Annotated in this window: 19 protein-coding genes; 14 read left to right on the top strand and 5 right to left on the bottom strand. The window is 72.5% G+C overall.

Annotated elements, in window-relative coordinates:
* Positions 1–91: 91 nt before the first annotated feature.
* Both DEJ51_RS31605 and DEJ51_RS31600 read right to left on the bottom strand, forming a co-directional pair.
* On the bottom strand, positions 92–2176 hold the full coding sequence (locus DEJ51_RS31605; RefSeq protein WP_150261043.1) for a nuclease-related domain-containing DEAD/DEAH box helicase: 2085 nt from the start codon (positions 2174–2176) through the stop codon (positions 92–94).
* 104 nt (positions 2177–2280) lie between these two features.
* A complete protein-coding gene (locus tag DEJ51_RS31600) occupies positions 2281–3495 on the bottom strand; it encodes a hypothetical protein (RefSeq protein ID WP_150261042.1) in 1215 nt (404 codons plus the stop codon).
* Between the two features lie 98 nt (positions 3496–3593).
* Here DEJ51_RS31600 and recQ point away from each other — a divergent pair, with 98 nt between their 5' ends.
* The 7 genes from recQ (at position 3594) to DEJ51_RS31565 (ending at position 13873) form a co-directional block, all read left to right on the top strand.
* Positions 3594–5675 carry a DNA helicase RecQ gene (gene recQ / locus DEJ51_RS31595; RefSeq protein ID WP_150261041.1) on the top strand — a complete coding sequence of 694 codons (2082 nt, stop codon included), beginning with the start codon at positions 3594–3596 and terminating at the stop codon, positions 5673–5675.
* A gap of 90 nt (positions 5676–5765) precedes the next feature.
* Positions 5766–6278 (top strand): SRPBCC family protein, encoded by a 513-nt coding sequence (locus DEJ51_RS31590; protein WP_150261040.1) that lies wholly within the window; start codon positions 5766–5768, stop codon positions 6276–6278.
* Positions 6279–6292: 14 nt separating this feature from the next.
* Positions 6293–7090, top strand: coding sequence for an N-formylglutamate amidohydrolase (locus DEJ51_RS31585; RefSeq protein WP_150261039.1), 798 nt, complete (start codon positions 6293–6295; stop codon positions 7088–7090).
* Positions 7091–7579: 489 nt separating this feature from the next.
* Positions 7580–7819: a hypothetical protein gene (locus DEJ51_RS31580; RefSeq protein ID WP_150261038.1), complete on the top strand. Its 240-nt coding sequence runs from the start codon at positions 7580–7582 to the stop codon at positions 7817–7819.
* Between the two features lie 102 nt (positions 7820–7921).
* Positions 7922–8728 carry an HlyD family efflux transporter periplasmic adaptor subunit gene (locus DEJ51_RS31575; RefSeq protein WP_150261037.1) on the top strand — a complete coding sequence of 269 codons (807 nt, stop codon included), beginning with the start codon at positions 7922–7924 and terminating at the stop codon, positions 8726–8728.
* Complete coding sequence (locus tag DEJ51_RS31570) at positions 8725–10983, top strand: NHLP family bacteriocin export ABC transporter peptidase/permease/ATPase subunit (protein ID WP_150261036.1); 2259 nt, start codon at positions 8725–8727, stop codon at positions 10981–10983. Before DEJ51_RS31575 ends, DEJ51_RS31570 begins: the two co-directional genes overlap by 4 nt.
* Before the next feature lie 46 nt (positions 10984–11029).
* Positions 11030–13873, top strand: a complete 2844-nt coding sequence (locus tag DEJ51_RS31565) for an NHLP bacteriocin export ABC transporter permease/ATPase subunit (protein ID WP_150262270.1) — start codon at positions 11030–11032, stop codon at positions 13871–13873.
* 57 nt (positions 13874–13930) lie between these two features.
* Here DEJ51_RS31565 and DEJ51_RS31560 read toward each other — a convergent pair whose 3' ends face one another.
* Complete coding sequence (locus tag DEJ51_RS31560; protein ID WP_150261035.1) at positions 13931–14671, bottom strand: hypothetical protein; 741 nt, start codon at positions 14669–14671, stop codon at positions 13931–13933.
* Positions 14672–14889: 218 nt separating this feature from the next.
* Between DEJ51_RS31560 and DEJ51_RS31555 the strand changes: the two genes are divergently transcribed.
* The 6 genes from DEJ51_RS31555 to DEJ51_RS31530 all read left to right on the top strand — a co-directional run bounded on the left by DEJ51_RS31555 (position 14890) and on the right by DEJ51_RS31530 (position 22006).
* A complete protein-coding gene (locus tag DEJ51_RS31555) occupies positions 14890–15699 on the top strand; it encodes a M15 family metallopeptidase (protein WP_150261034.1) in 810 nt (269 codons plus the stop codon).
* Positions 15700–15818: 119 nt separating this feature from the next.
* A complete protein-coding gene (locus DEJ51_RS31550) occupies positions 15819–16733 on the top strand; it encodes a cyclase family protein (protein ID WP_150262269.1) in 915 nt (304 codons plus the stop codon).
* Positions 16734–16851: 118 nt separating this feature from the next.
* Positions 16852–18432 carry a GMC oxidoreductase gene (locus DEJ51_RS31545; RefSeq protein ID WP_150261033.1) on the top strand — a complete coding sequence of 527 codons (1581 nt, stop codon included), beginning with the start codon at positions 16852–16854 and terminating at the stop codon, positions 18430–18432.
* A gap of 213 nt (positions 18433–18645) precedes the next feature.
* Positions 18646–19440, top strand: coding sequence for an SDR family oxidoreductase (locus DEJ51_RS31540; RefSeq protein ID WP_150262268.1), 795 nt, complete (start codon positions 18646–18648; stop codon positions 19438–19440).
* Between the two features lie 32 nt (positions 19441–19472).
* Complete coding sequence (locus tag DEJ51_RS31535) at positions 19473–20966, top strand: cytochrome ubiquinol oxidase subunit I (RefSeq protein ID WP_150261032.1); 1494 nt, start codon at positions 19473–19475, stop codon at positions 20964–20966.
* Positions 20963–22006 (top strand): cytochrome d ubiquinol oxidase subunit II, encoded by a 1044-nt coding sequence (locus DEJ51_RS31530; RefSeq protein WP_150261031.1) that lies wholly within the window; start codon positions 20963–20965, stop codon positions 22004–22006. Before DEJ51_RS31535 ends, DEJ51_RS31530 begins: the two co-directional genes overlap by 4 nt.
* A gap of 18 nt (positions 22007–22024) precedes the next feature.
* Here the strand turns inward: DEJ51_RS31530 and DEJ51_RS31525 are convergent, their stop codons facing one another.
* Entirely contained in the window at positions 22025–23869 is a 1845-nt protein-coding gene (locus DEJ51_RS31525; RefSeq protein ID WP_150262267.1) for a glycoside hydrolase family 15 protein, read from the bottom strand.
* A gap of 157 nt (positions 23870–24026) precedes the next feature.
* Complete coding sequence (locus DEJ51_RS31520; RefSeq protein WP_150261030.1) at positions 24027–24671, bottom strand: dihydrofolate reductase family protein; 645 nt, start codon at positions 24669–24671, stop codon at positions 24027–24029.
* Between the two features lie 161 nt (positions 24672–24832).
* Here DEJ51_RS31520 and DEJ51_RS31515 point away from each other — a divergent pair, with 161 nt between their 5' ends.
* Positions 24833–25402: a TetR/AcrR family transcriptional regulator gene (locus DEJ51_RS31515; RefSeq protein WP_150261029.1), complete on the top strand. Its 570-nt coding sequence runs from the start codon at positions 24833–24835 to the stop codon at positions 25400–25402.
* The last annotated feature ends 17 nt before the right edge of the window (positions 25403–25419 follow it).

Here is a 25419-nt window from a genome sequence, read left to right as displayed (position 1 = left end):
CATTGAAGGGGACTCCACCCGCACCGGCCGCGCAGACACACCGCGCGACCCCCCGGAGTGTCCCCGACCGGCCGCGCCGCGGGCCTCTCCCCTACGGGCCGACGCTGCCGAGCCAGAGCAGGTCACGGGCCCGGGTCATCGCCACGAAGAGCCGGCTGCGGAGCAGTTCCTCGCGCTCCCGGGCCGTCTCCGAGGTCTCCGTGCCACCCGGCGTGCCGCCCGACGTGCCGGCAGGGGGCCCGGCAGGCGTCCCGGCCTGCGTCCCCTTCGCGAACACCGCGTCGTACCGGGGCAGGAACACGTACTTGAACTCCAGGCCCTTGGCCCGGCGATAGGTTCCCAGCTTCACCGCGTCGACCGCACGGCCGTCGTAGTGCTCCAACTGGCAGACCGGGATGCCCGCCTGGGTGAGCAACCGCTGGTAGTGGCCGATGGCGCGCATGGAGGGACACAGCAGGGCGGTGTCGGCCCGCCCGCCGTCGGGCAGGGCACGCAGGGCGTCCAGGAGTTCGCCGTCATGGGCTTCCACCGTGGACCTGGTGACGCGTACGACGTCCCCGTCGTGGTAGGTGAGGTCGACGTCGCGGCGGCCCGGGGTGCGCAGGCCGTCGATGTCCTCGAAGGCGTCGTCGGCCACGACGGAGAGGGCCGCCTCCAGGATCCGCTCGCTGTTGCGGTAGTTGGTGCGCAGCACCTGTCCGCGGTCGCCGCGGATGTCGATGCCCGCGTCGGTGAGCCGGAAGCCGCCCGGGTACACGGTCTGCTGGCCGTCGCCGACGAGCAGCAGGCCGTTGGGCGCGTCACCGACGAGCGCGTGCAGGAGGCGGACGCCGACGAGGGTGAGGTCCTGGACCTCGTCGACGATGACGGCCGCGTACGGGGGCCGCTCGCGGCGGCGTGCCGTTTCGGCCAGGGCCAGGGAGAGGACGTCGTTGAAGTCGTGGACGCCGCGCTCGCCGCGCAGCGATTCGTACGCCTCGTACAGCTCCCACACCGCCTGCCGGTGGGCACGGTGGAGGCGGGCCTTCCGCCGCCGCCTGGGGACGGTCACGTACTCCTCGAAGCGGGTGAGCCCTCGTCCCTTGATGACGTAGTCGATCTCCTCGCGCCAGTAGGTGGGAGCCGGGTCGAGCTCGGCCAGGCGGCTTTCGCGGCCGACGTTCTTCCAGGCGAGGCTGAAGGCGGTCTCGGCCTTGTCCCCGTGCAGCCGTACCGGAATGCCCCGCTCCTGCAGGAACTCCTGCGCCCAGGAGTGCAGGCTTCGGAAGTCCACCCGGTCGGCGACGGCCGGGGCCATGGCCTCCAGGAAGGTGCTCTGCACGCGGGGCAGGTTGTTGGCGAAGGTGACGTACAGGATGCGGCCGGTCGTCCGCCGGGCCAGGTAGGCCGCACGGTGCAGGGCGACGACCGTCTTGCCGGTGCCGGCCGGTCCGCTGATGCGGGCCGGGCCCGCCCAGTCGCGGCGCACCAGGGCCACCTGATCGGGGTGGAGGAAGGTCATCCACTGCTCGATCGGGGCCCGCATCGCACCCTTCAGGGCCGCGTCGCGCAGCCCTTCCAGGTCGAACAGTCCGTCCGGGGGGCCGGGCCGGTGCTGCTCGGGCGCCGGCGGCGTCCGCTGGTCGACCGCCGACCCGGCATGGCCCGGAAACACCCGCTCCAGATGGTCGGCGATCGCCCGGACCGACTCGGGGCGCAGCCGGTGCCGCTGCGACAGCAGCGCGGGGCCGATCTCGTGCTCGCCCAGGAGCCGTATCCGGCCTCGGCTCGTGTCGAGGCGCTGCCCGGCGAAGACCATGAGCGGCTGGACCGCGACCGGTGACATGCCGAGGGACGCCACCGCGCTCTCGGCCGCCTTCGTGGCGGCGAGCAGCCCGGCCGCCTGTCCGTCGTCCGGTCGGCCGCCGGCGGTGACGTCGATGACGAAGACACCGCCGGGCCCCACCAGCAGCATGTCCGCGCCGCTGGTCCGCGTGCCGGACCACCGCCGGTCGACGAGCAGCCGCCACCCGCGGGCGGTCAGTACCAACAGCTGTGCCAGAACCCGCTGTTCGCCCTCGCCGACCGCACTCCACCGCAGGGCCTGCCGCCGGGCGGCCTGCCACTGCTCCCGGAGCAACCGCTCCTGCCGCCGCGCGTCCTGCGCCCGCTGCGATGCCGCCCCGCCTGCCCCCATACCCAGCCCCCTCGTACGCGGAGTGACGATCATAGGGCGGTGAGCGACCGCGCCGGGAGGGCGCCTACCGGGCCGACAGGCTCCTGCCAGCCCTGGTGGTCCTGCTAGTCCTGCCAGTAGAAGAGCAGGGTGTCGACCGTCAACGGGTCGCGGCTGCCGAAGTAGTAGACGCAGAGGCCGGTGACCGAGGTCGAGCGGACGGCCCCGTCGATCCAGCGGAAGCCGGCCGATTCGAGGGCACGGCGCACGTCCGGATCGTCGTCCTCACCGGTGGCGAACCGGCCGAGGGTGCTGATGAACACCACGGCGTCGCTCCCGCCGTAGCCGATCACGTCGTACGTACCGTCGCCCGACCCGTTCTCCTCTCCGCAGGAGACGGGCGGCTTCGGTGCGAGGCCCGCGGCGGTGAGGGCGGCCGTGGCCCGCCGCAGCCGCTCGGCGGGGTCGGAAGGCGGCGGCGGCTCGGTGCACACGGCCTCGATCCGCCACCGCGGATCGCTCCGTTCCTCGGCCCACTGCCCGTACTCGTGGACGATCGCCGCACGCAGCTCCTCGTCCAGGCCCGCCACCTCGACCCGGGGCCGCCCCAGCTCGTCGTACAGTCGCCGGGTCTCGGCGGTGTCATCGGTCAGCCGGTGCAGCGCGTACAGGGTCCACAGCTTCGCCTCCTCGGTGGGTGCCACGGCGAGGTGGCCGCGCAGCCGTTCGGGGTCGGTCAGGAGCGCCTGCGCGCGGTACGCGACGGCCCGGTCGGGATCGGCGAGCGCATCGGTGACGTCCTCGCCGGCCCGCTCCCGCAGGCGGACGCGGGTGGAGCGGTCCTCGGGCCGGTCCTCGCCGAGTTCGGCCAGCACGGCTTCGAGCCCGTGGCGTGCGGCCAGTGCGTCCAGCCCCGCCTCGCCCCTCTCCCGCCGGTGCCGCCAGGAATCGAAGGCAAGAGCCGCCAGGGCGGGGGCCGCCGAGAGGTCGCCGAGCGCGCCGCGGGCCCCCAGGACCGCCTCGGCCATGCCGTACGCGCCGTCCCGCTGCCGGTCCTCGTGCCACAGCCAGGGCAGCAGTTCGGGGCGGTCCGTGAGCAGTCCCAGCAGCGCGATGCGCACTTCGCTCACGTCACCGGTGTCCTGGACGCGGGCGATCAGCTCGGCCACGCGCCGCTGCGGCACCCGTCCGGCCAGTGCCTCCGCGCAGGCCCGGCGGCGCCACCACGGCTGCCGCGTGTCGGCCGCGCACCGCGCGAGGGCGTCCGCTTCGTACGCGCGCAGGGCCGCGGCGTCGGTCCGTCCGGCTTCCGGGCTCAGCGCCTTGATCGTCTTCCGCATCCCGGGAGGCTACTGGGGGCCGCCCGGCGGGGCCCTCTCGATTTCCCGGGTCCGGGCGGAGGGCAGCCGGTGTCGGCGGGTGTCGATAGGCTTCACGGATGGCACTCCCCGACGCTTCCCCCGACACCTCCGAGACCTCCGAGACCTCCGACGCCCTGCAGGTACTGCACCGCGTGTTCGGCTACAGCTCCTTCCGCGGTGAGCAGCAGGAGATCATCGAGCAGGTCGTCGGCGGCGGCGACGCCCTCGTACTGATGCCGACCGGTGGCGGCAAGTCGCTCTGCTACCAGATCCCGGCGCTGGTCAGAGAAGGCACGGGCATCGTCATCTCGCCGCTCATCGCGCTGATGCAGGACCAGGTGAACGCGCTGACCGCCCTCGGGGTGCGGGCCGGATTCCTCAACTCGACGCAGGACACGTACGAGCGGCAGGCCGTCGAGCAGTCGTTCCTCGCCGGCGAGCTGGACCTGCTCTACCTGGCCCCCGAGCGCCTGCGCACCGAGAGCACCCAGCGGCTGCTCGACCGGGGGACGGTCTCGCTCTTCGCGATCGACGAGGCACACTGCGTCGCCCAGTGGGGTCACGACTTCCGGCCCGACTACCTCGCACTGTCGATGCTGCACGAGCGCTGGCCGAAGGTGCCGCGGATCGCGCTGACCGCGACGGCCACCGAGGCCACCCACGCCGAGATCGTGGCGCGGCTCGGCCTGGACGAGGCCCGGCACTTCGTCGCCAGCTTCGACCGGCCGAACATCCAGTACCGGATCGCCCCGAAGAACAATCCGCTCAAGCAGGTGCTGGAGCTGATCCGCAGCGAGCACGCCGGTGACGCCGGCGTCGTCTACTGCCTTTCGCGGGCCTCCGTGGAAAAGACCGCGGCCTTCCTGGTGGAGCAGGGCATCGATGCCGTGGCGTACCACGCCGGCATGGACGCCCGGACGCGCGCGGCGAACCAGGCGCGGTTCCTGCGGGAGGACGGGGTCGTGGTGGTGGCCACGATCGCCTTCGGCATGGGCATCGACAAGCCGGACGTGCGCTTCGTCGCGCACCTGGACCTGCCGAAGTCGGTCGAGGGCTACTACCAGGAGACCGGCCGTGCGGGCCGCGACGGCGAGCCGGCCACGGCGTGGCTGGCGTACGGGCTGCAGGACGTGGTGCAGCAGCGCAAGCTCATCGAGGGTTCCGAGGGCGACGAGACGCACCGCCGTTCCCTGGCCATGCACCTGGACGCCATGCTGGCGCTGTGCGAGACGGTCGACTGCCGCCGGGTGCGGCTGCTGGCGTACTTCGGTCAGACGGGCACGCCGTGCGGCAACTGCGACACCTGTCTGGCACCGGCCGAGTCCTGGGACGCGACGGTCGCCTCGCAGAAGCTGCTGTCGACGGTGTGGCGGCTGGCGAACGAACGGCGGCAGAAGTTCGGCGCCGGCCAGATCATCGACATCCTCCAGGGCAAGAAGACGGCCAAGGTCATCCAGTTCGACCACGACGCGCTCTCGGTGTTCGGCGTCGGGTCGGACCTGGGGACGGCGGAATGGCGGGGCGTGGTACGCCAACTGCTCGCGCAGCGGCTGCTGGCGGTGGAGGGCGAGTACGGGACGCTGGTGCTGACCGAGGAGAGCGGCGAGGTGCTGGGCGGACGCCGCAGCGTCCCGATGCGGAAGGAGAAGGCGCCCGCCGGACCCGCCCGCAAGGAGTCCGGATCCCGCTCGGGGAAGGGCGCCCGGGTGCCGGTCGACCTGCCGGCCGCGGCCGAGCCGGTGTTCCTGGCCCTGCGCGCCTGGCGGGCCGAGACGGCGAAGGAGCAGGGCGTGCCGGCGTATGTCGTCTTCCACGACGCGACACTGCGGGAGATCGCGACGCGGGTGCCCGCCACGACGGAGGAACTGGGCACCATCGGCGGCGTGGGCGAGGCCAAGCTCGCCAAGTACGCCGAGGGCGTCCTCGCCACCCTGGCGGAGTGCGGCGCCACGGCCTCGGCCCCCGCCGTCACGCCGGAGGCCGGTTCCGCCGCCCCGGTGACCGCGCCGACGGCTTCGCCGGCACCGTCGGCTTCGCCGGCACCCTCTGCCTCGCCGGCGCCGTCGGCCCCGCCCGCCCGGGCGGTCGCGCAGGAGGCCGACGAGCCGCCGTTCGACTGGGACGAGATGGACCCGCCGCCCTACGACGACTGGCAGTAGCCGGCCGTCCTCCTGCTCACCAGTGAAGTTACCGAGGGGTAGTCACGGGTGCGGAGGGACGGTAGCGTCGGCGGCCTGGAGGGGAGAGCCATGCCTCGTACGTTCACCGTGTCCGACAGCATCGTCGTCCACGTCCGTCCCGCCGACGTCTACCGGCACGTTTCCGATCCTGCCCGGATGGGCGACTGGAGCCCGGAGAACCTCGGGGCCACCGTGCACGGAGAGCCCGGGGAGGCCCGTGTCGGGACGGTCTTCGACGGCCGCAACAAGCGCGGGGCCTTCCGCTGGACCACCCGGTGCACGGTGACGGCGGTCGAGCAGGACCGCCTGTTCCGGTTCCGCGTGCACGCCATCGGGATCCGGCGCCCGCGCGTGCCCGGCTCCATCGCCACCTGGGAGTACCGGTTCGAGCCCGTCCCGGAAGGCACCCGGGTGACGGAGACCTGGACCGACGACCGCCGCTCGTGGCCGGACTTCGCGGCCCACGCCTTCGACCGGATCGCCACGCGGGGGCACACCTTCGCCGATTTCCAGCGCCGGAACATCGCGGTCACCCTGCGCAACCTCAAGAAGGCCCTGGAGCCGGCGTCCGGCACCCCGTGACAGGAAGGGACCCCGTGAACCACACCGCCGAGCCCTTCCGGCTCCTCCCCGGCGCCGCCGCGTCGCCGGTGATCCTGCACGTACCGCATTCCTCGCGCGTCGTACCGGAGTCCGTACGCGAGGGGATCCTGCTGGACGACGCGGCTCTGCGGCGGGAACTGGACCACATCACCGATTCCCACACCGCGGAGATCGCCGCGCGAGCCGCCGCCGGCTGCGCCCTCACCCCGTGGCGGTTCGTCAACGGGCTGTCCCGCCTCGTCGTCGACCCCGAGCGCTTCCCCGACGAGCGGGAGGAGATGCTGGCGGTGGGCATGGGGGCGGTGTACACGCGCACCACCCACCGGGAGCGTCTGCGGGCGGACGGCTTCGACGGCGGGCCGTTGCTCGACCGCTACTTCCACCCCTATGCGGAGGCGATGACGCGGGCCGTGGCGGACCGGCTGGAGACCGTCGGCCGGGCCGTGATCATCGACGTGCACTCGTACCCGGCGCGGGCCCTGCCCTACGAGCTGCACGGCACCGGCCCGCGGCCGCCGGTCTGCCTGGGCACGGACCCCTTCCACACCCCGGCCGATCTGCTCGCCGCGGCCGGGAAGGCCTTCGCGGACTTCGGCGGTACGGGGCTCGACAGCCCCTTCGCGGGCACGTACGTACCGCTGCGCCACTACGGCCGGGACCCGCGGGTCGGTGCCCTGATGGTCGAGATCCGCCGGGCCCTGTACATGTCCGAGCCGGGCGGTCCCGCCGGGCCCGGTCTCCTCGCACTGGCGGCCGCGCTGACCGAACTGGTGGACGCCCTGGTCCCGTAGGAGTTCGCCGGCCGCCCCGGGGGCGGCCGGCGGCCGGATCGCATCCGCCCCGAAGGGCCGGGCCCGTCGGACGACGGCCCCGGCCCTTCCGCGTACCCACCGGGAGTGACGGGGTGCTCACCCCGCGCGTCCTCCGAAAACCTGCACACCGTGTACGCGATCCCGACAGCCGGCCTCCTCCGTGGAGCGATTTGCCCGATACATCCTGTCTCTTAAGTGGCGATTCACCCCACTTCGCTCCATGTAAGCAACGCATCTCCCCTATCTGTTACTCGTTTCTGTGAAGAAGTCGCCACTATTCCGTGAATCAAGCTGCACGTCCGTCGGCAGAGGTGGTCGTCCACCCGTGACGGGAAGTCAGCGGGATTGGGAGGAGGACGCGTTCGCGTGCTTTCATCTTGCGCATCGCAGCAGTCGGGAACGGCGCCGGAGTTTCGTGCCGCCGCCCGCACGGCGATGAATTCCTCCCCCCAATGAAAGGTGCGCACCATGCGTAACGACATCGAGACCCGCGAAATCGACGACACCGAGCTGGACGCCGTGTCCGGCGGCATCATCAGCGTGTCCGGCGGCCTGGCCGGCGCCGTGACCAGCGATGTCAGCAATGTCGTGGGGGTCGTGGGCTCCCTGCACACCGTCCAGGCCGCGACGGGCATCGTTTCCCACGTCCCCGGTCTCGTCACGGGCATCACCGGTGTTTCGGTGAACGCCGGTCGCGCCGGTCTCTGATCGGGAAATACCCGTGAACCCCGGAGCGTCCCCCACGGCTCCGGGGTTAACGGCCGTCCCGCCGTCAGCCCCACGATACGAATGCAGCCGAAGGAACAGTCCGTGCAGTTTCGCCAAAAGGCTCTTTCCAAGCTGCAATCGCCCGAGGAATTGGACCTGCCCGTCCGCTTCGCCCGCCCGCAGGGTCGGCTGGTCCTCGCGGTCACGGTCGCCGTCATGGCGGCCGCGGCCTACTGGGCCTTCACGGGCACCGTGTCGTCCAAGCTGAGCGCACCGGGCGTCCTCACCCGGCCGGAGGGCAGTTACGTGCTGCAGACGCCGGTCGCGGGCCAGGTGACCGCGGTCCTCGCCGAGGAGGGCCAGCTGCTGGCCGCCGGTGCGCCCCTGCTCAACGTCCGTACGGAGCAGGGCGAGCGGCCCGTGCGCGTGGTGACCGGCGGCACGCTCACGACCCTGGTGGCCAAGGTGGGTTCGGTCATCGCCACGGGTGCGGACGTGGCCACCGTGGAACGTGCGGCGGATCCGAAGGACCCGATGGTCGCGGTGTTGTACGTGCCGGGCGCAAGCGGCTCGGAGATCGCCGTGGGCACCCCGGTCGACCTGAGCGTCCAGTCCGTCCCGCAGCAGCGGTTCGGCATGCTGCGCGGCCGCGTCGCCTCGGTCGGCCGCGCACCGCTGACGCGGGCCCAGATCGGCGGCTTCCTCGCCGACAGCGGTCTCGCCGAACAGTTCTCCCGCCACGGCAGCCCGGTGGCCGTGGTCGTACGTCTGGAGCGTTCCTCCGCCACCCCGTCCGGCTACCGCTGGTCCTCCGCGGACGGGCCCCCGTACGCCGTCGATTCCAGGACTCCGGTCACCGGTGCGGTCCACCTCGCCGCGCAGCGGCCGGTCGACTGGCTGCTGCCGTGACCGCCCCGCACCTGACGCCCGCCGGGCGCCGGCGCCACCGCCCCGGGCCGCAGGGCCGCTCCCGCCGCGGGTCCGCACCCGCGCCCGTACCGACGGGCAGGACGCCCCGCCCCGTCCGCACCCCCACCGTGCTGCAGATGGAGGCCGTGGAGTGCGGCGCCGCCGCACTGGCCATGGTGCTCGGCCACCACGGCCGCTTCGTCCCGCTCGAAGAACTGCGCGTAGCGTGCGGTGTCTCCCGCGACGGCTCCCGCGCCAGCAGCCTCCTCAAGGCCGCCCGCGGGTACGGGCTGACGGCCAGGGGCATGCAGATGGACCTGGCCGCGCTCGCCGAAGTCCGCGTCCCGGCCGTCCTCTTCTGGGAGTTCAACCACTACGTCGTCTACGAGGGCACGGCCCGGCGGCTCGGCCGCACGGGCGTGTACGTCAACGACCCGGCCAAGGGACGCCGGTTCGTCCCCATGGACGAGTTCGACACCAGCTTCACCGGGGTCGTCCTCACCTTCGAGCCGGGTGACGGCTTCCGCCGCGGCGGTCACCGGCCGGGCGTCCTCGGGACCGTGCCGGGCCGCATGCGGGGTACCTCGGGCACCATGGCCGCCGCCGTGGCCGCCAGCCTCCTCCTGGTCGCCGTCGGCGCGACGGTGCCGGCCTTGAGCCGCACGTACATCGACATGTTCCTGATCGGCCGGCAGACGTCCCTGCTCGGCGTGCTGTTCGCCGCGATGGCCGTCGCCCTCGTCCTCACCGCGACGCTCACCGCGCTGCTCCAGGCCAATCTGCTGCGCGGGCGCATCATCTCCTCGACCCTGAGCAGTGCCCGCTTCTTCCGCCACCTGCTCAGGCTTCCCGTCACCTTCTACTCCCAGCGCAGCCCGGCCGACCTGGTCCAGCGCCTGCAGTCCAACGACTCGGTCGCCGAGACCCTCGCGCGGGACCTGTCCGCCGCGGCGGTGGACGCCGTGGTGGTGGTGCTCTACGCGGTGCTGCTGTGGACGTACGATCCGCAGCTCACCCTCGTCGGCGTGGCCGTGGCACTCCTGAACGTGGTCGCCCTGCGGATCGCGATCCGGCTGAGGGCCACCGGCACCCGGAAGCTGCGCGCCGAGAGCGCCCGCCTGACCAACACCTCGTACAGCGGTCTGCAGCTCATCGAGACGATGAAGGCGACGGGCGGCGAGAACGGCTTCTTCCGCCGCTGGGCCGGACAGCACGCCGTCACCCTCGACGTGCAGCAGCGGCTCGGCGTGCCCAGCGCGTGGCTGGGGATCGTCGCGCCCACGCTGGCGGCGTTCAACAGCGCGCTGATCCTGACGATCGGCGGCCTGCGGGCGGTGGAGGGCCATCTCACCGTGGGCCTGCTCGTCGCGTTCCAGGCCCTGGTGACCAGCTTCACCACCCCGATCTCCCGGCTGGGCGGTGTCGCGGGCAGGATCCAGGACTTCGCGGCCGACGTAGCCCGCCTGGGCGACGTCGAGAACTTCCCGGTCGACCGGGTCTACTCACGGCGCGAGCCCGCGGCCTCCACCCGGCGTCTGAAGGGGCACGTGGAGCTGGACGGCATCACGTTCGGCTACAACCCGCTGGACGCCCCCCTGCTCAGGGACTTCTCGCTGACGGTCGGACCCGGGCAGCAGGTCGCGCTCGTCGGTGGCTCGGGCAGCGGCAAATCCACGGTCTCCCGGCTGGTCTCCGGCCTCCACGCCCCCTGGGCCGGGGCCATCCGCATCGACGGGATGCGGCTGGAGGACATCCCGCGCGGGGCGCTGGCCGCTTCCGTCTCCTTCGTCGACCAGGACGTCTTCCTCTTCGAGGGGACCGTCCGCGACAACGTCACGCTGTGGGACCCCTCCCTCTCGGACGAGGCCGTCGTCGCCGCCCTCCAGGACGCCGCCGTGTACGACGTGGTGGCCCGCCGCCCCGGTGGTGTCCACAGCCGCGTCGAGCAGGACGGCAGCAACTTCTCCGGCGGCCAGCGCCAGCGTCTGGAGATCGCGCGGGCTCTGGTGCGCCGTCCCAGCGTCATGGTGCTCGACGAGGTGACGAGCGCCCTGGACGCGGAGACGGAACAGATCATCATCGACAACCTGCGCCGCCGCGGCTGCGCCTGTGTGGTCATCGCCCACCGGCTGAGCACGGTGCGCGACAGCGACGAGATCGTCGTGCTCGACCGGGGCACCGTCGTGGAACGCGGCCGGCACGAACATCTGGTCGCCGCGCAGGGTCCGTATGCCGCACTGGTCAAGGAGCACTGAGGTGACGTACGCGGACCATGCCACCGCCACCCCTGCCGCCGGGGGTATGCCGGCCGGGGCTCCGGATCCGGTCGTCGCGGCCCTGGGCGCGCTGGGCTCCCCGGTGGACTGCACGGGCATGCGCAGCCTGTCCCTGGAAGGCCCGCTCGTCCTGTGGCTGGTCGTCCGGGGCGGGCTGGACCTGTTCGCGGTGGACGCCGCGCAGGGTGGGCACTGGCACTTCCTGGGCCGGCTGGAGCCGGGCACGCTGCTGCTCGGGCCCGCCGAGGGCCCCGGCCACACGCTGGTCGGCCGGCCCCTGCCCGGGTGCCTGCTGCGCCGTATCGGACTGCGCGAGCTGTACCGCTCGGAGTACGCCCCGTTTCCGCAGTACCCGCAGCACCAGCAGTACGCCGGTGAAGGCCCGTACGCCGCCGCCGCGGAAGGACCGAGCCCGCTGGAGGACGCCTTCGCGCGCGGCATCGGCCGCGGTCTGCGCGTGCTCTGCGAGGCACCGCTGGACGGCACCGCCCGCACCGGGCACCAGGGAGCCGACGACGACATCCTGTGGATGCACGTCACCCCCGGCAGCGTGCGCTACGGCGCCGTGTACGAGGCGGAGGCGGTCGGCACCCTCCTCGTCGACGCGGCGATGTGGCAGGGCATGGTCGACCAGCAGTACCGGCTGCTGTACGCCCTGGACGGCTGGATCGAACAGCTGGAGCGGGCCCACGAGGACCGGACGGCCGCCGGGCTGGAGGCGGGCCGGGCGGCCCGTACGCAGGCCGACCGGACGCTGCTGGCGTCCATCGTCCGCGCCGGCGACCGGGAGCGCCACCGGGGTGCGGACGTCGACGCGACCTTCGCGGCGTGCCGCATCGTCGCCGGCGCCGCCGGGATCGCCTTGTCCCCGCCGGGCGGGACGGACAGCAGCCCGGAACAGCTGGACCCCGTCGAACGCATCGCGCTCGCCTCCCGGATCCGCACCCGCACGGTCGCTCTCCGCGGGAGCTGGTGGCGGGAGAACTGCGGACCGCTGGTGGGCCGGCGTGAGAAGGACGGCTCGCCGGTCGCCCTGCTGTGGCGGCGCGGCGGCTACGAGGCGGTCGACCCCGCCACCGGCCGGCGCGAGCGCGTCGGCAAGGCCGGCGGGGCCGCCTTCGAACCCCGCGCCGTCATGCTGTACCGCCCCCTGCCCGAGGGACGGGTGGGCCTGCCCGCGCTGCTCCGCTTCAGCATGCGCGGCACCCTCCCCGAGCTGCGCAACCTGCTGCTGGGCGGGCTCGTCGCGGTCGTGCTGGGGGCACTGGTGCCGGTCGCCACCGGCCAGGTCCTCGGCCGGTACGTCCCGCAGGGCGAGAGCGGTCTGATCGTGCAAACCGGGCTGGCGCTGGTCGCGACGGCCGTGGTCGCAGCCGTTTTCATGCTGCTGCAGAACACCTCGCTGCTGCGCATGGAGGGCCGTGTCGAGGCCACCCTGCAGCCGGCCGTGTGGGACCGGCTGCTGCGGCTGCCGACCACGTTCTTCGCCGGCCGCTCCACCGGCGAGCTGGCCGGCGCGGCGATGGGCGTCAGCGCGATGCGCCGCGTGCTGTCCGGTATCGGTCCGGTCTGCGTACAGGCAGGCGCGGTCGGCGGGGTGAGTTTCGTCCTGCTGCTCGTCCACAGCGTGCCGCTGGCGATGGCGGCACTGGGCATGCTGGTCGTCGTCGCGGCGGTCTTCCTGGGCCTGGGGCTGTGGCAGCTGCGGTACGAGCGCAGGCTGAACACGCTCGGCCACCGGCTCGGCAACCAGGCCTTCCAGACCCTGCGCGGTCTGCCCAAGCTCCGCGTCGCCGCGGCCGAGAGCTTCGCGTACGCCGCCTGGGCGAGGGAGTTCGCCCGTACCCGCGACCTCCAGCAGCGGATCGGCCGGACGCAGAACGTCAGCACGGTCCTCGGCGCCGTCTGTCTGCCGCTGTGCACGCTGGTGATGTTCGTGCTGCTGGCCGGTCCGGCACGCGGCGCCATGTCCGCCAGCGAGTTCCTCACCTTCAGCACCGCGCTGACGATGCTGCTGTCGTCGGTCACACAGATGACCGGTGCGCTCGTCTCGGCCGCCGCGGTCCTGCCGATGTTCGAGCAGATCCGGCCGCTCCTGCGGGAGATCCCCGAGGTGGACCGCTCCAGTACCCGACCGGGACGGCTGACCGGTGCCATCGAGGCCCGGAACCTGTCCTACCGCTACACGGACGACGGCCCGCTCGTCCTCGACGACGTCAGCCTCAAGATCGCCGCGGGCGAGTTCGTCGCGGTCGTCGGGGCCAGTGGCTGCGGCAAGTCGACTCTGCTGCGGCTGCTCATCGGCTTCGACGGGCCCGTCTCGGGCAACGTGCTCTACGACGGCCAGGACCTGGCGGCGCTCGACCGGGCGGCCGTCCGCCGCCAGTGCGGCGTCGTGCTGCAGAACGCCCAGCCCCTCACCGGTTCGATCCTGGACTGCATCCGCGGCACCGGGACGTACGCGCTGGAGGAGGCGTGGGAGGCCGCCGCGATGGCGGGCCTGGCCGCGGACATCGAGGCCATGCCGATGGGCATGCACACCATCCTGTCCGACGGCGGCGGGACCGTCTCGGGCGGACAGCGCCAGCGGCTGATGATCGCCCAGGCCCTCATCCGCAAGCCGCGCGTCCTGTTCCTCGACGAGGCCACCAGCGCCCTGGACAACGAGGCCCAGCGGGTGGTCACGGCATCCACCGGCGCCCTGCGGGCCACCCGTCTGGTGATCGCCCACCGGCTCTCCACGGTCATGGACGCCGACCGGGTGATCGTCATGTCGGACGGCCGGATCGTCCAGCAGGGCCCGCCCGCCGAGCTCCTCGCCGACACGAACGGTGTCTTCCACGGCCTGGTCCGCCGCCAGCTGCGTTGACGGGCGTGCACCGCGGGCACCGCGACCCCGGGGCTCCCCGGGGATCCGGGGGCTCCGCTACCGGAGTTCGGACAGGTCGACCGAGTCCGCGGCCGCCGGGGGCTCGGCCGTGACGGGCTCGTCGAAGTCGGAGAAGGAGGCCACCACCCGCTTGCCGGACTTCTCGCTGCCCTCGACCTTCAGGAGGTACGGTTCGTCCTCGGTGGAAACCTGGTAGACGCCCGTCCCGGTGGCACTCCGGCTGGTGACCGTGATGGCCGGCTGTCCGTCGACCGTGGTCTCGGAACCCTTGGTCAGCTGTTCGCCCGGCGACTTCGACGAAAACTCCTTCTTGAAGAAGCCCAGGTCGCAGACCTGGGCGAAATCGCTCAGCATGGGGCTGTCCGTGGTGCCGTGCAGGTATCGGCCGTCGACGAGCGCGATCGCGTCCTCGGCCGCGGGACCCGGTACCTGGGATCTGAGCAGGTCGTCGTCCAGCTTCATCCAGACGTCGTCGCCGCGTTTGACGATGTCCGCCTTGCCCGCGTCGCCGGGCGGCGTGACGGTACCGACGCAGTCGCCCTGCTCGTCGAACCGGAGATCGAGGCCGGTGGTGCCCGAGGCGTCGGTCACCTTGCCCACCATGCGCATGGAGGTGAGCCCGGTCATGGCCTCGCGCGAGGCCTGGGCGATGGCCTGGGCACTCTTGTCGGCCATGCCGTTGTCATCGGCTTCCGCCGCGCCCGCGCCCGCGAACACCAGCAGGCAGGCGGCTCCGGCGGTCGTGCAGCGGGCCATCGCCGCCCGGGGTCCGGACATGGCACGTCACCTCTCTCGGGCGGCTCCCGGGCCGCGGCGGGCATCACCGCTCCGCGGGCGCAGCCGGTCACCTGATCAGCGTAGGTCCGCACCACGGCCGGCGCAGTTCGGCCGGACCGGGACCGGACGGACCCGGCGTCGGGCAGCATGGGGGCGATCACGTCGCCGCAGCACCGCCGATGGAGGGTCCGATGGGAAGTTCCACGTCCTTACCGCCGATGAGGGCACGTCTCGCCGTGGCCGTGGCGGCCGCCGCCACCGTGCTCACGACGGCCGGGGCGGCCACCGCCGGGGCGAGCGCGCCGCCGCCCGGGGAGAAGGCCCCGCGCGCGTTCGTGGCGCTGAGCTCGGTCGACCCCACGATCCTGCAGGAGATGCGGTACGTGCGTCCGCACAACTTCGTCGGCGATCCGGTCGACGGCTACCGGCAGCCCGTCTGCATCCTGACGCGCCCGGCCGCGCAGGCCCTGCACCGGGCCCAGGTGCGCCTGCTGCGCCAGGGGTACTCGCTCAAGGTGTACGACTGCTACCGGCCGCAGCGGGCCGTCGACCACTTCGTACGGTGGGCCGAGGACCTCGGCGACGAGCGGCGGAAGGCGGAGTTCTACCCGCGCGTCGACAAGTCCCGGCTGTTCGAGGACGGATACATCGCGAAGAAATCGGGGCACAGCCGGGGCAGCACGACGGACGTGACGCTGGTACGGCTGCCCGCGCTGCCGGCGCCCCGCCCGCGGCCGGGGCAGGAGTCGGTGCCCTGCCATGCGCCCCAGGCAGAGCGGTACCCGGACAACTCGGTCGACATGGGAACGGGTTTCGACTGCTTCGACACGCTGTCGCACACCGACGACCCGCGCGTCCAGGGGACACAGCGCGCCAACCGGGACCTGCTGAGGTCGGCGCTGGCGGCGGAGGGATTCGTCAACCTGCCCGAGGAGTGGTGGCACTTCACGCACAAGCCGGAGCTGTTCCCGGACACCTACTTCGACTTCCCCGTCGCGCACCGGTCGGTCGCCGGACACCGCCCCTGAGACTGCCGGGATGCACGGGGCGCCGCGGCGGCGGACAGTGGAGGCGGGGCCTTCGGCAGACCGGGAGGACCCGCGTGACGGACGACGACCCGACGCCCGACCGGACGGCTTCGCCTTTCATGGCGGAGGCGGCCTTCCGGTCCCTGCACGCCGAGCTGTGCCGCCGGGCGTCCGCCGGCGCCGGGCACCGGCGCGGCATCCTCGCCCACCTGACCCCGGAGCGGGTGGCCGCGGCCGCGGCCGAGGTGCGCCTCGGGCGCACCGTGTCGCTGGCCGCCCCCATCGAGACGCAGCCGGGGCCGGACGATCCGCAGCCCGCGGTCTACCGTCTGACGGCCCCGACCGCGCCGGAAACCGGAACCCCGGGCGTGCACTTCGCCCTGGACCGGTTCGCCATGAACGTGCACGGGGACGCCCACAGCCATCTCGACGCCCTGTGTCACGTCGTGTTCGACGGCGAGCTCCACGGCGGTGTCCCGGAGAGCCGGCTGGCCGCGGGCGGCGCCCACGGGATCACCCTCGACCTGGTGCGCGACGGCATCGTCGGCCCCGGGGTCCTGCTGGACGTCCCGCGCCTGCGCGGGGTCCCCTGGCTGGAGCCCGGGGACTTCGTGACCCCGGAGGACCTCACGGCGGCCGAGGAGGCCCAGGGCGTCCGGTTCGGGCCGGGTGACCTGCTGCTCGTACGGGTCGGCCACCGGCGCCGGCGCCAGGAGGCCGGGGCGTGGAACGCGGCGCACGCGCGGGCGGGCCTGCATCCGGCGTGCATGCGGCTGCTGGCCGAGCGGCAGGTCGCCCTCCTCGGCTCGGACGGCAACAACGACACGGCTCCGAGCCCGGTTCCCGGCGTCTCCTTCCCCGTGCACGTCCTGGCCCTGCACGCCCTCGGCATGCACCTGATGGACTACCTGGACCTGGAGGAACTGGCCGACGCCTGCGCCGGGCTCGGGCGCCGGCGGTTCCTGTGCACGGTGGCACCGCTGCGGCTGCCGGGAGCCACCGGTTCGCCGGTGAACCCGATCGCCGTCCTGTGAGGGGCACCTCACGGCCCCCGGGTGCCGCACCGGCGGGGGGCGTATACGTTCGAAGGGGGATCCTGCCGCGACCGGTCCGCCGGGGCGGCGCCGCCGCGAGCCGAGGACGGTGATCCGGTTGAACGACGCTCCGCACTACGACGTCATCGTCATCGGAACGGGCGCGGGCGGCGGCACGCTCGCCCACCGCCTCGCCCCGTCCGGCAAGCGGGTGCTGATCCTCGAACGCGGTGGCTACCTGCCCCGCGAACGCGACAACTGGGATTCCACGGCGGTGTTCGTCAAGGGGAAGTACCGCGCGCCCGAGTTCTGGTTCGACCGGCACGGCCGTGAGTTCCCGCCCGAGGTCAACTACTACGTGGGCGGCAACACCAAGTTCTACGGCGCGGCCCTGTTCCGGCTGCGCCCGGAGGACTTCGGGGAGCTGCGGCACCACGACGGGATCTCGCCCGCCTGGCCGGTCCGTTACGAGGACCTGGAGCCGTACTACACCCAGGCGGAGCACCTCTACCGGGTGCACGGCCGGCACGGAGAGGACCCCACGGAGGGTCCGGCGAGTGCCCAGTACGCTCACCCGCCGGTGGAACACGAGCCGCGGATCCAGCAGTTGAGCGACGACCTGGAGAAGCAGGGCCTGCACCCCTTCCACCTGCCCATCGGGGTCGACCTGGACCAGGACGCGACCGGCCGGGCGACCCCGTCCAGCGTCTGCATCCGCTGCAACCGGGTCGACGGCTTCCCGTGCCTGGTGCGCGGCAAGTCCGACGCCCAGGTGATCTGTGTGGAGCCCGCGCTGCGGCACCCGGGAGTCGAGCTGGTCACCCACGCCCATGTGCTGCGGCTGGAGACCGATCCGACGGGACGCACGGTCAGCTCGGTCGTCGCCCGGATCGACGGCGGCGAGGAGGCCCGTTTCTCCGCCGACCTCGTGGTCGTGGCCTGTGGCGCGGTCAACTCGGCGGCGCTGCTGCTCGCTTCGGCGAACGACCGGCATCCGCGGGGCCTCGCGAACGGTTCGGACGTGGTCGGGCGGTTCTACATGCGCCACAACAACCTGGCGCTGATGGCCGTCTCACGGGAGCCGAACGACACGCAGTTCCAGAAGACCCTCGCCCTGCACGACTGGTACCTGGGCGCGGACGACTGGGAGTACCCCCTCGGCGGGATCCAGATGCTCGGCAAGTCGGACGCCGAGCAGATCCACGGCGAGGCCCCGCGCTGGGCCGGGGCGGTGTCCCCGGACATGCCCTTCGAGGTCATGGCCCACCACGCCGTGGACTTCTGGCTGTGCGGGGAGGACCTGCCGCTGCCCGACAACCGCGTCACCCTGGACGGCGACGGCCGTATCCACCTCGCGCTCGACGAGTCCCACAACACGGCCGGGCTGAAGCGGCTGCGGCACAAGCTCCAGGGCATGCTGGGCCGTCTCGGCATGCACGAGCACCACCTGCTGGACCACAGCCTCTACCTGCACAAGGGCATGCCCATCGGGGCCACCGCGCACCAGGCCGGCACCGTACGCTTCGGCACCGATCCCGCGTCGTCGGCGCTGGACCTCAACTGCAAGGCGCACGAGCTGGACAACCTGTACGTGGTCGACACGAGCTTCTTCCCGAGCATCGGCGCGGTCAACCCGTCGCTGACGGCCATCGCGAACGCCCTGCGGGTCGGCGACCACCTCCTGGAACGGATGGGCTGACCCGCGGCGGGGACACCGCCGACCGGGCGAAGATCCTGCACCGGGTGGCGCAACACGGATCGCGGCGGGCCGCCGCGCCCCGGATACGGTGATTGGGTGACGCCGGACCCGCCAGGGGCGCCGTCGTCCCGACGGCGCGGGGTGGCGGTGCGAAGGAGGCAGTCCGCCGTGAGTTCCACCGAGGGCGTACCCCGGGGTGTGATCCCCGCGCACCTGCTCCGGGGCCAGAAGGCACTGGTGACGGGTGCGAACTCCGGGATCGGCAAGGCCACGGCGATCGGCATGGGCCGGGCCGGGGCGGACGTGGTCGTGAACTACGTGGCCGGGCGGGAGGAGGCCGAGAAGGTCGTCGAGGAGATCGCCTCCTTCGGGGTGCGCGCGGCGGCGTACGAGGCGGACGTGTCCGACGAGGCCCAGGTCGTGGCCATGACGCAGCGGATGGTCGAGGAGTTCGGGACCATCGACATCCTCGTCGCCAACGCCGGCCTCCAGCGGGACTCCGCCTTCACCGAGATGACGCTCGCCCAGTGGCAGAAGGTCATCGACGTCAACCTGACGGGCCAGTTCCTGTGCGCCCGCGAGGCGACCAAGGAGTTCCTGCGGCGCGGGGTCGTCCCGGAGGTCTCCAACTCCGCAGGAAAGATCATCTGCATGAGCTCGGTGCACCAGATCATCCCCTGGGCCGGGCACGTGAACTACGCCTCCTCCAAGGGCGGCGTGCAGATGATGATGGAGACCCTGGCGCAGGAGCTCGCCCCGCGGAAGATCCGCGTGAACGCGATCGCCCCCGGCGCGATCCGGACGCCCATCAACCGCAGCGCCTGGGACACCGAGCAGGCCGAGCAGGACCTGCTCAAGCTGATCCCGTACGGCCGGGTCGGTGACCCTGCGGACATCGCCCACGCGGCCGTGGGCCTCGCCTCCGACCTCATGGACTACGTCGTGGGCGCCACGCTCTACGTGGACGGCGGGATGACCCTCTTCCCGGGCTTCGCCACCGGCGGCTGACCTCGTTCCTCGTCGGCCCCGGGGAGGGACGCATGCACACCACGCTCCACCTGCTGGCGGAGGCGGCCCCGCCGCAGATGCTGCCGGCCCGCTCGCTCATGGCCTTCACCCTCGCCTCGCACATCATCCTGGTGCCCATGGGCGTGGCCCTGCCGCTGATCACCCTGATCATGCACGGCTACGGGCTGCGTCGCGGCGACGCGACCGCGCTGCTGCTGGCGCGCCGCTGGTCGGCGGTCATGGCGGTGCAGTTCGCCATCGGCGTCGTCACGGGCACCGTCCTGTCCTTCGAGTTCGGTCTGCTGTGGCCGGGTCTGATGGGCCGGTGGGGCGACGTGTTCGGGATCGGCTTCGGCGTCGAGGCCTGGGCCTTCTTCCTGGAGGCCGTCCTCATCGCCATCTACCTGTACGGGTGGCGCAGGCTGCCCGCCCGTACCCACTTCCTGCTCGGGCTGCCGCTGCCGGTGACGGCCCTGCTGGGCGCCTTCGGCATCCTGGCGGCCAACTCGTGGATGAACACCCCGCAGGGCTTCTCCCTCGACTCCGAGGGCAATCCGGTGGACGTGGACGTCCGCAAGGCGATCTTCACGCCGATGTTCGGGCCGCAGTACTGGCATTTCGTCGTGGCGATGCTGGTCACCGCCGGGTTCGTGGTGGCCGGGGTGTACGCCGTCGGCTGGCTGCGCGGGCGCCGTGACCGCTACCACCGCCTCGGCTTCACCGTTCCGTTCACGGTCGCGGCCGTGTTCACGCCCGTCCAGTTCATGCTGGGAGACGCCATCGCGCGGGCGGTGTTCCAGAAGCAGCCGGTGAAGTTCGCGGCGATGGAGATCGTCTGGAACACCGACACGCACGTCCCGGAGTACCTCTTCGGCCGTCTCCACCCCGACGGGACCGTCACCGGCGGGATCAAGATCCCGCAACTCGACTCCATCCTGGCCGGCTTCAGCCCCGACACCGAGGTGCACGGGCTGGCGGACGTACCGGCGGAGAACCGGCCCACCGTGGCCCAGGCCACCCTCATCCACTGGACCTTCGACATCATGGTGGGCATCGGTTCGGTGCTCCTGCTGCTCGTCGTCTGGTACGCGTTCGTCTGGTGGCGCAAGCGGCGGCTGCCCGCCTCGCCGTGGTTCTACCGCAGCGCCGCCTGCGCCGGTGTGGCGAGCGTCGTCGTCGTCGAGTGCGGCTGGATCACCACCGAGGTGGGCCGCCAGCCGTGGATCGTGTACCAGAACATGCGGGTCGCCGAAGCCGTGACCGGGGCGCGCTCCGGGTCCTTGTGGACCATGTTCGGGGTGGTCGTCGTCGTGTACGTCCTCATCTTCGGGTCCTTCCTGGCCGTGCTCCTGAAGATGCGCACCCGATGGCGCCAGGACGACGAACGGAACCTCGACGAGGCGGGCACGATGGCGACACCGGAGACCGACACCCCCTACGGCCCCCGTTCCGCCGTTGCGGCCGGGGACGCTCCCGCCCCGGGCGACGGCCCCGGCGCGGCACCGGCCGAGGACGGCCGGCCGTGACCGCCGCCGGGGTGGTCGCCGCCGTCCTGCTCCTCGCGGTGGCCGCCTACACCTGCGCGGGCGGCACCGACTACGGGGCGGGCTTCTGGGACCTGACGGCGGGCGGCGCGGAACGCGGCAAGCGCCCCCGGTGGCTCATCGACCACGCCATGGCCCCGGTCTGGGAGGTCAACAACGTCTGGCTGATCTTCGTCCTGGTCATCATGTGGACCGGGTTCCCGGTGTTCTTCCAGACCGTGTTCTCCGCGATGTGGCTGCCGCTGGCCCTCGCAGCCGTCGGCATCGTGCTGCGCGGCGCCGGCTTCGCGCTGCGCAAGCCGACCCGCAGGCTCGCCGGACGACGCGTCTACGGGGCCGTCTTCGCGGTCTCCTCGCTCCTCACCCCGTTCTTCCTGGGTGCCGCGGCGGGCGGGATCGCCTCGGGGCGCGTGGGACCGGGCACCGAGCCGACGGCACACGCCTGGTTCAACCCGACCTCCGTCTTCTTCGGCCTGCTGGCGGTCGTCGGCACGGCGCTGCTCGGGGCGGTGTTCCTGGCCGCGGACGCCGTCCGTTACGAGGCCCCCGACCTGCACGCCTACTTCCGGCGCCGGGCGCTGGCCGCCCTGGCCGTCTTCGCCGTGCTGGGGGCGGTCACCCTGACCGTCGCCCACGAGGACGCGCCCCACCTGTGGCACGGCCTGACCCATGGCGCCGGGCTCGTCCTCCTGATCCTGTCCGTCGTGGCCACGCTCGTCACGGCGTGGCTGCTGCTGCGCACGTCCGGGGCGTGGTCCCGGCCGGCGGCCGTCGTCCTGATGGCCTCGGCGGTGCTCGCGTGGGGGGTGGCGCAGCGCCCGTACCTCGTCCCCGGCCGGCTGACGGTGGCCGAGGCGGCGGGGGCGCCCAGCACCCTGCACTGGCTGCTCGTCGTGACCGTCGTGGCCGCGGTGCTGGTCTTCCCTGCCGTGGCCTTCCTGTACCGGCTCGACACCCGCGGTGCGCTGGAGCCCCTCTCCGACGCCGACCTGCGCCGGGGCGGCCCGGAACGCGAGGCCTGACGCGCGGGTTTCCGCTGCCTAGGGCGCGGAGCCCCGGTTCAGGGCCGCGTCCAGGGTGATGGCCGCGTCGATGAGGGCGAGGTGGGTGAACGCCTGCGGGAAGTTGCCCAGTTGGCGTCCGGTCAGGTCGATCTCCTCGGAGTACAGGCCCAGGTGGTTGGCGTAGCCCAGCATCTTCTCCAGGACGAGCCGGGCCTGGTCGATCCGTCCGGCCCGGGCGAGTGCGTCGACGTACATGAAGGTGCACAGGGAGAAGGTGCCCTCGGAGCCGCGCAGGCCGTCCGGCGACGCCTCCGGGTTGTAGCGGTACACCAGGCTGTCGCTGACCAGTTCCTGCTCCATCGCGTCGAGGGTGGAGGCCCACATCGGGTCCTGGGGGGTGAGGAAGCCGACGGTCGGCATGCGCAGCAGCGAGGAGTCCAGGACCCCGCTGCCGTAGTGCTGGACGAACGCGCCGCGCTCGTCGCTCCACCCCTTCGCCATGACCTGTTCGAAGATCCGGTCCCGGGTGGCGCTCCAGTGCTGTGCCGGGGCGGGGCGGCCGCTGAAGTCGGCGAGTCTCAGGGCGCGGTCGAACGCCACCCAGGACATGACGCGCCCGTAGGTGAAGTCCTGGGCCCCGCCACGGGTCTCCCACAGGCCCTCGTCGGCCGTGTCCCAGTGGTCCGCCAGCCATTCCAGCACGCGGATCAGGCCGGTCCATCCCCGGTAGCCGAGGTGGATGCCGTGCCTCTGCGCGAAGGAGATGCTGTCCAGCGCCTCGCCGTAGATGTCCATCTGCAGCTGGGTGGCCGCTCCGTTCCCGATCCGGACCGGCGCCGAGCGCTCGTAGCCCTCCCAGTGGTCCAGGGTCTCCTCCTTCAGGTCGGAGGAGCCGTCGACCGCGTACATGATGTTCAGCGGCCCGGTGTCGCCCTCGCCGCCCGCCCGTTCGGCGATCCGGTCACCGAGCCATCCGATGAACGCCTTCGCCTCCTCCGTGAACCCCATGCCGAGCAGGGCGTACACGGAGAACGAGGCGTCGCGGATCCACGTGTAGCGGTAGTCCCAGTTGCGTTCGCCGCCGAGCTGCTCGGGCAGGCCGGTGGTGGGGGCGGCGATGACGGCGCCGGTGGGGGCGTAGGTCATCAGCTTCAAGGTGACGGCGGAGCGTTCCACCGCCTCGCGCCAGCGGCCGGTGTAGCGGGAGGTGTTCAGCCAGTTCCGCCAGAAGCCGATGGTGGCGTGGAAGAGTTCCTCGTACTCGGTGAGGCGGATCTGCCGGGGCGGCCCGTCGGCGGCGGATTCCAGGATGAGCCCGCGCTGCTGTCCCGCCTGCAGGTTCAAGGTGAGATGGACGTCGCGGTCGCCCGCCGTGAGGAGGCGGCCCAGCCGCTCGTCGTCGGGTTCCCGGATGGTGTGCACGGTCAGGGTCGTGTCGTCCGCGGTGAACACCGCGCCGTTCTGTGTGAGGTTCAGGTCGTGCGGCTTGCGCCCGTAGTCGAACCGGGGGGCGATGTCGACGTCGAAGGTCATGCTGCCGCGTACGCAGCGGACCATGCGGACCAGCCGGTGCCGGCTGGTGACCGTGGTGCCGGTCAGCGGCATGAAGTCGACCACCTCGCCGGCGCCGGCCTCGGTCATGAAGCGGGTCACCAGGACCGCGGTGTCGGGCAGGTACAACTGCTTGGTCGCGTACGTCGTGTGGGCCGGGCGGACCGTGCAGTGGCCGCCCTTGCCCTTGTCCAGCAGGGCTCCGAACACGCTGGGCGCATCGAAGCGCGGGCAGCAGAACCAGTCGACCACCCCGTCGGAGGTCACCAGCGCCGCGGTCTGCAGGTCGCCTATCAGGCCGTGGTTCTCGATCAGCGGGTACTCGTCCATCAGGGCGTCCCTTCCGGCCATGCGTCGCCGCCCGGCTCTCGGCCCCCCGAACCAGCGTATGCCGGGCCCGCGGCAGCGTCCCGCCGAGCCGGGACCCCCGGGCGGACGCGGTACGCCGCAGGGGTCGCCGGCCGCCCCGGCCCTCTGTGGGGCGGCCTCAGCCCCGGCCTGCGGCACCGCGGTCGGGGGCGCTCATGTCGCCCGTCGCGGGAACGCCGCCGGCGAGCCCGTAGCGCAGGTAGACGATGCCGTTCGGGCCGGCTGCCGGGGGTGCGAGGAGCGTGAGGTTCGTGGGCACCGCTCCCCCGTCGAAGAGCTTCTTCCCGACGCCGAGCACGATCGGGTGCAGCCACAGGTCGAGGCGGTCGTAGAGCTTCTCGCGCAGGAGGCTCTGCACGAGGTTCAGGCTGCCGACGACCCTCACGTGCTCGTGGCGGTCGCGGAGTTCACGGACCGCGCCGGCCAGGTCCGGGCCGAGCTGTACGGACCCGGCCCACGAGAGGTCGGGCCTGCCGCGGGAGGCCACGTACTTCGGGACGCGGTTGAAGAGCGTGGCGATCCCGTCGTCCTCACCGCCCTCCTGGTGGGGCCAGTAGGCGGCGAAGATGTCGTACGTCCGGCGGCCGAGCAGGAGGGCGTCCGTGCCCTCGTAGGCGGCGCCGACCTGCGCCCCGGAGACCTCGTCCAGCAGGGGTGCCTGCCAGCCGCCGAACGGGAACCCCACCGGGTCCTCGCCGGGGCCGCCGGGCGCCTGCCCGACGAGGTCGAGGGTCGCGAACGTCTCGATGTGGATGAGGCCCATGGCGTGCTCCCGCTGAGTCGGTGTTCCTGGTCAAGGGATAGACCTGTCGGCGCCCGCGGACTCATCGCCGCGCGGGCACCGGATTCGCCCGATCCGATCGTTGCCTATAGGCTTTAGGCAACTGCATAATCGCTATCGCCGAATCGAAGGAAGGTGAAGGCATGGTGCGAGTGGGGCTGACCTCGGAGCGGCTGACCCGGGCCGGGGCGGAGCTGGCCGACGAGGCCGGATTCGACCAGGTGACCCTGTCCGCGCTCGCCCGGCGGTTCGACGTCAAGGTCGCGAGTCTGTACTCGCACCTGAAGAACTCCCAGGAGCTCAGGACGAGGATCGCCCTGCTCGCGCTGGAGGAACTCGCCGACCTGGTCGCCGCCGCCGTGGCCGGCCGCGCGGGCAAGGACGCCCTGATCGCTTTCGCGAACGCCTACCGCGACTACGCCCGGGCGCACCCCGGCCGCTACGACGCCGCCCGGCTCAGGCTGGACCCGCAGACGGCTGCGGCCAGCGCGGGGGTGCGGCACGCGCAGATGACGCGGGCGATCCTGCGCGGCTACGACCTGACGGAACCGGACCAGACGCACGCGGTCCGCATGCTCGGGAGCGTCTTCCACGGCTACGCCAGCCTGGAGGCGGCCGGCGGTTTCAGCCACACCGCCGTCGACTCGCAGGACTCCTGGGCCTGGACCCTGGAATCCCTCGACGCCATGCTGCGGCAGCGCGGCACCCCCTGACCGGCGGCGCTCCGCGC

The organism is Streptomyces venezuelae, assembly GCF_008642275.1.
Taxonomy (GTDB): domain Bacteria; phylum Actinomycetota; class Actinomycetes; order Streptomycetales; family Streptomycetaceae; genus Streptomyces; species Streptomyces venezuelae_E.
This window is presented reverse-complemented; position numbering and strand designations above follow the sequence as displayed.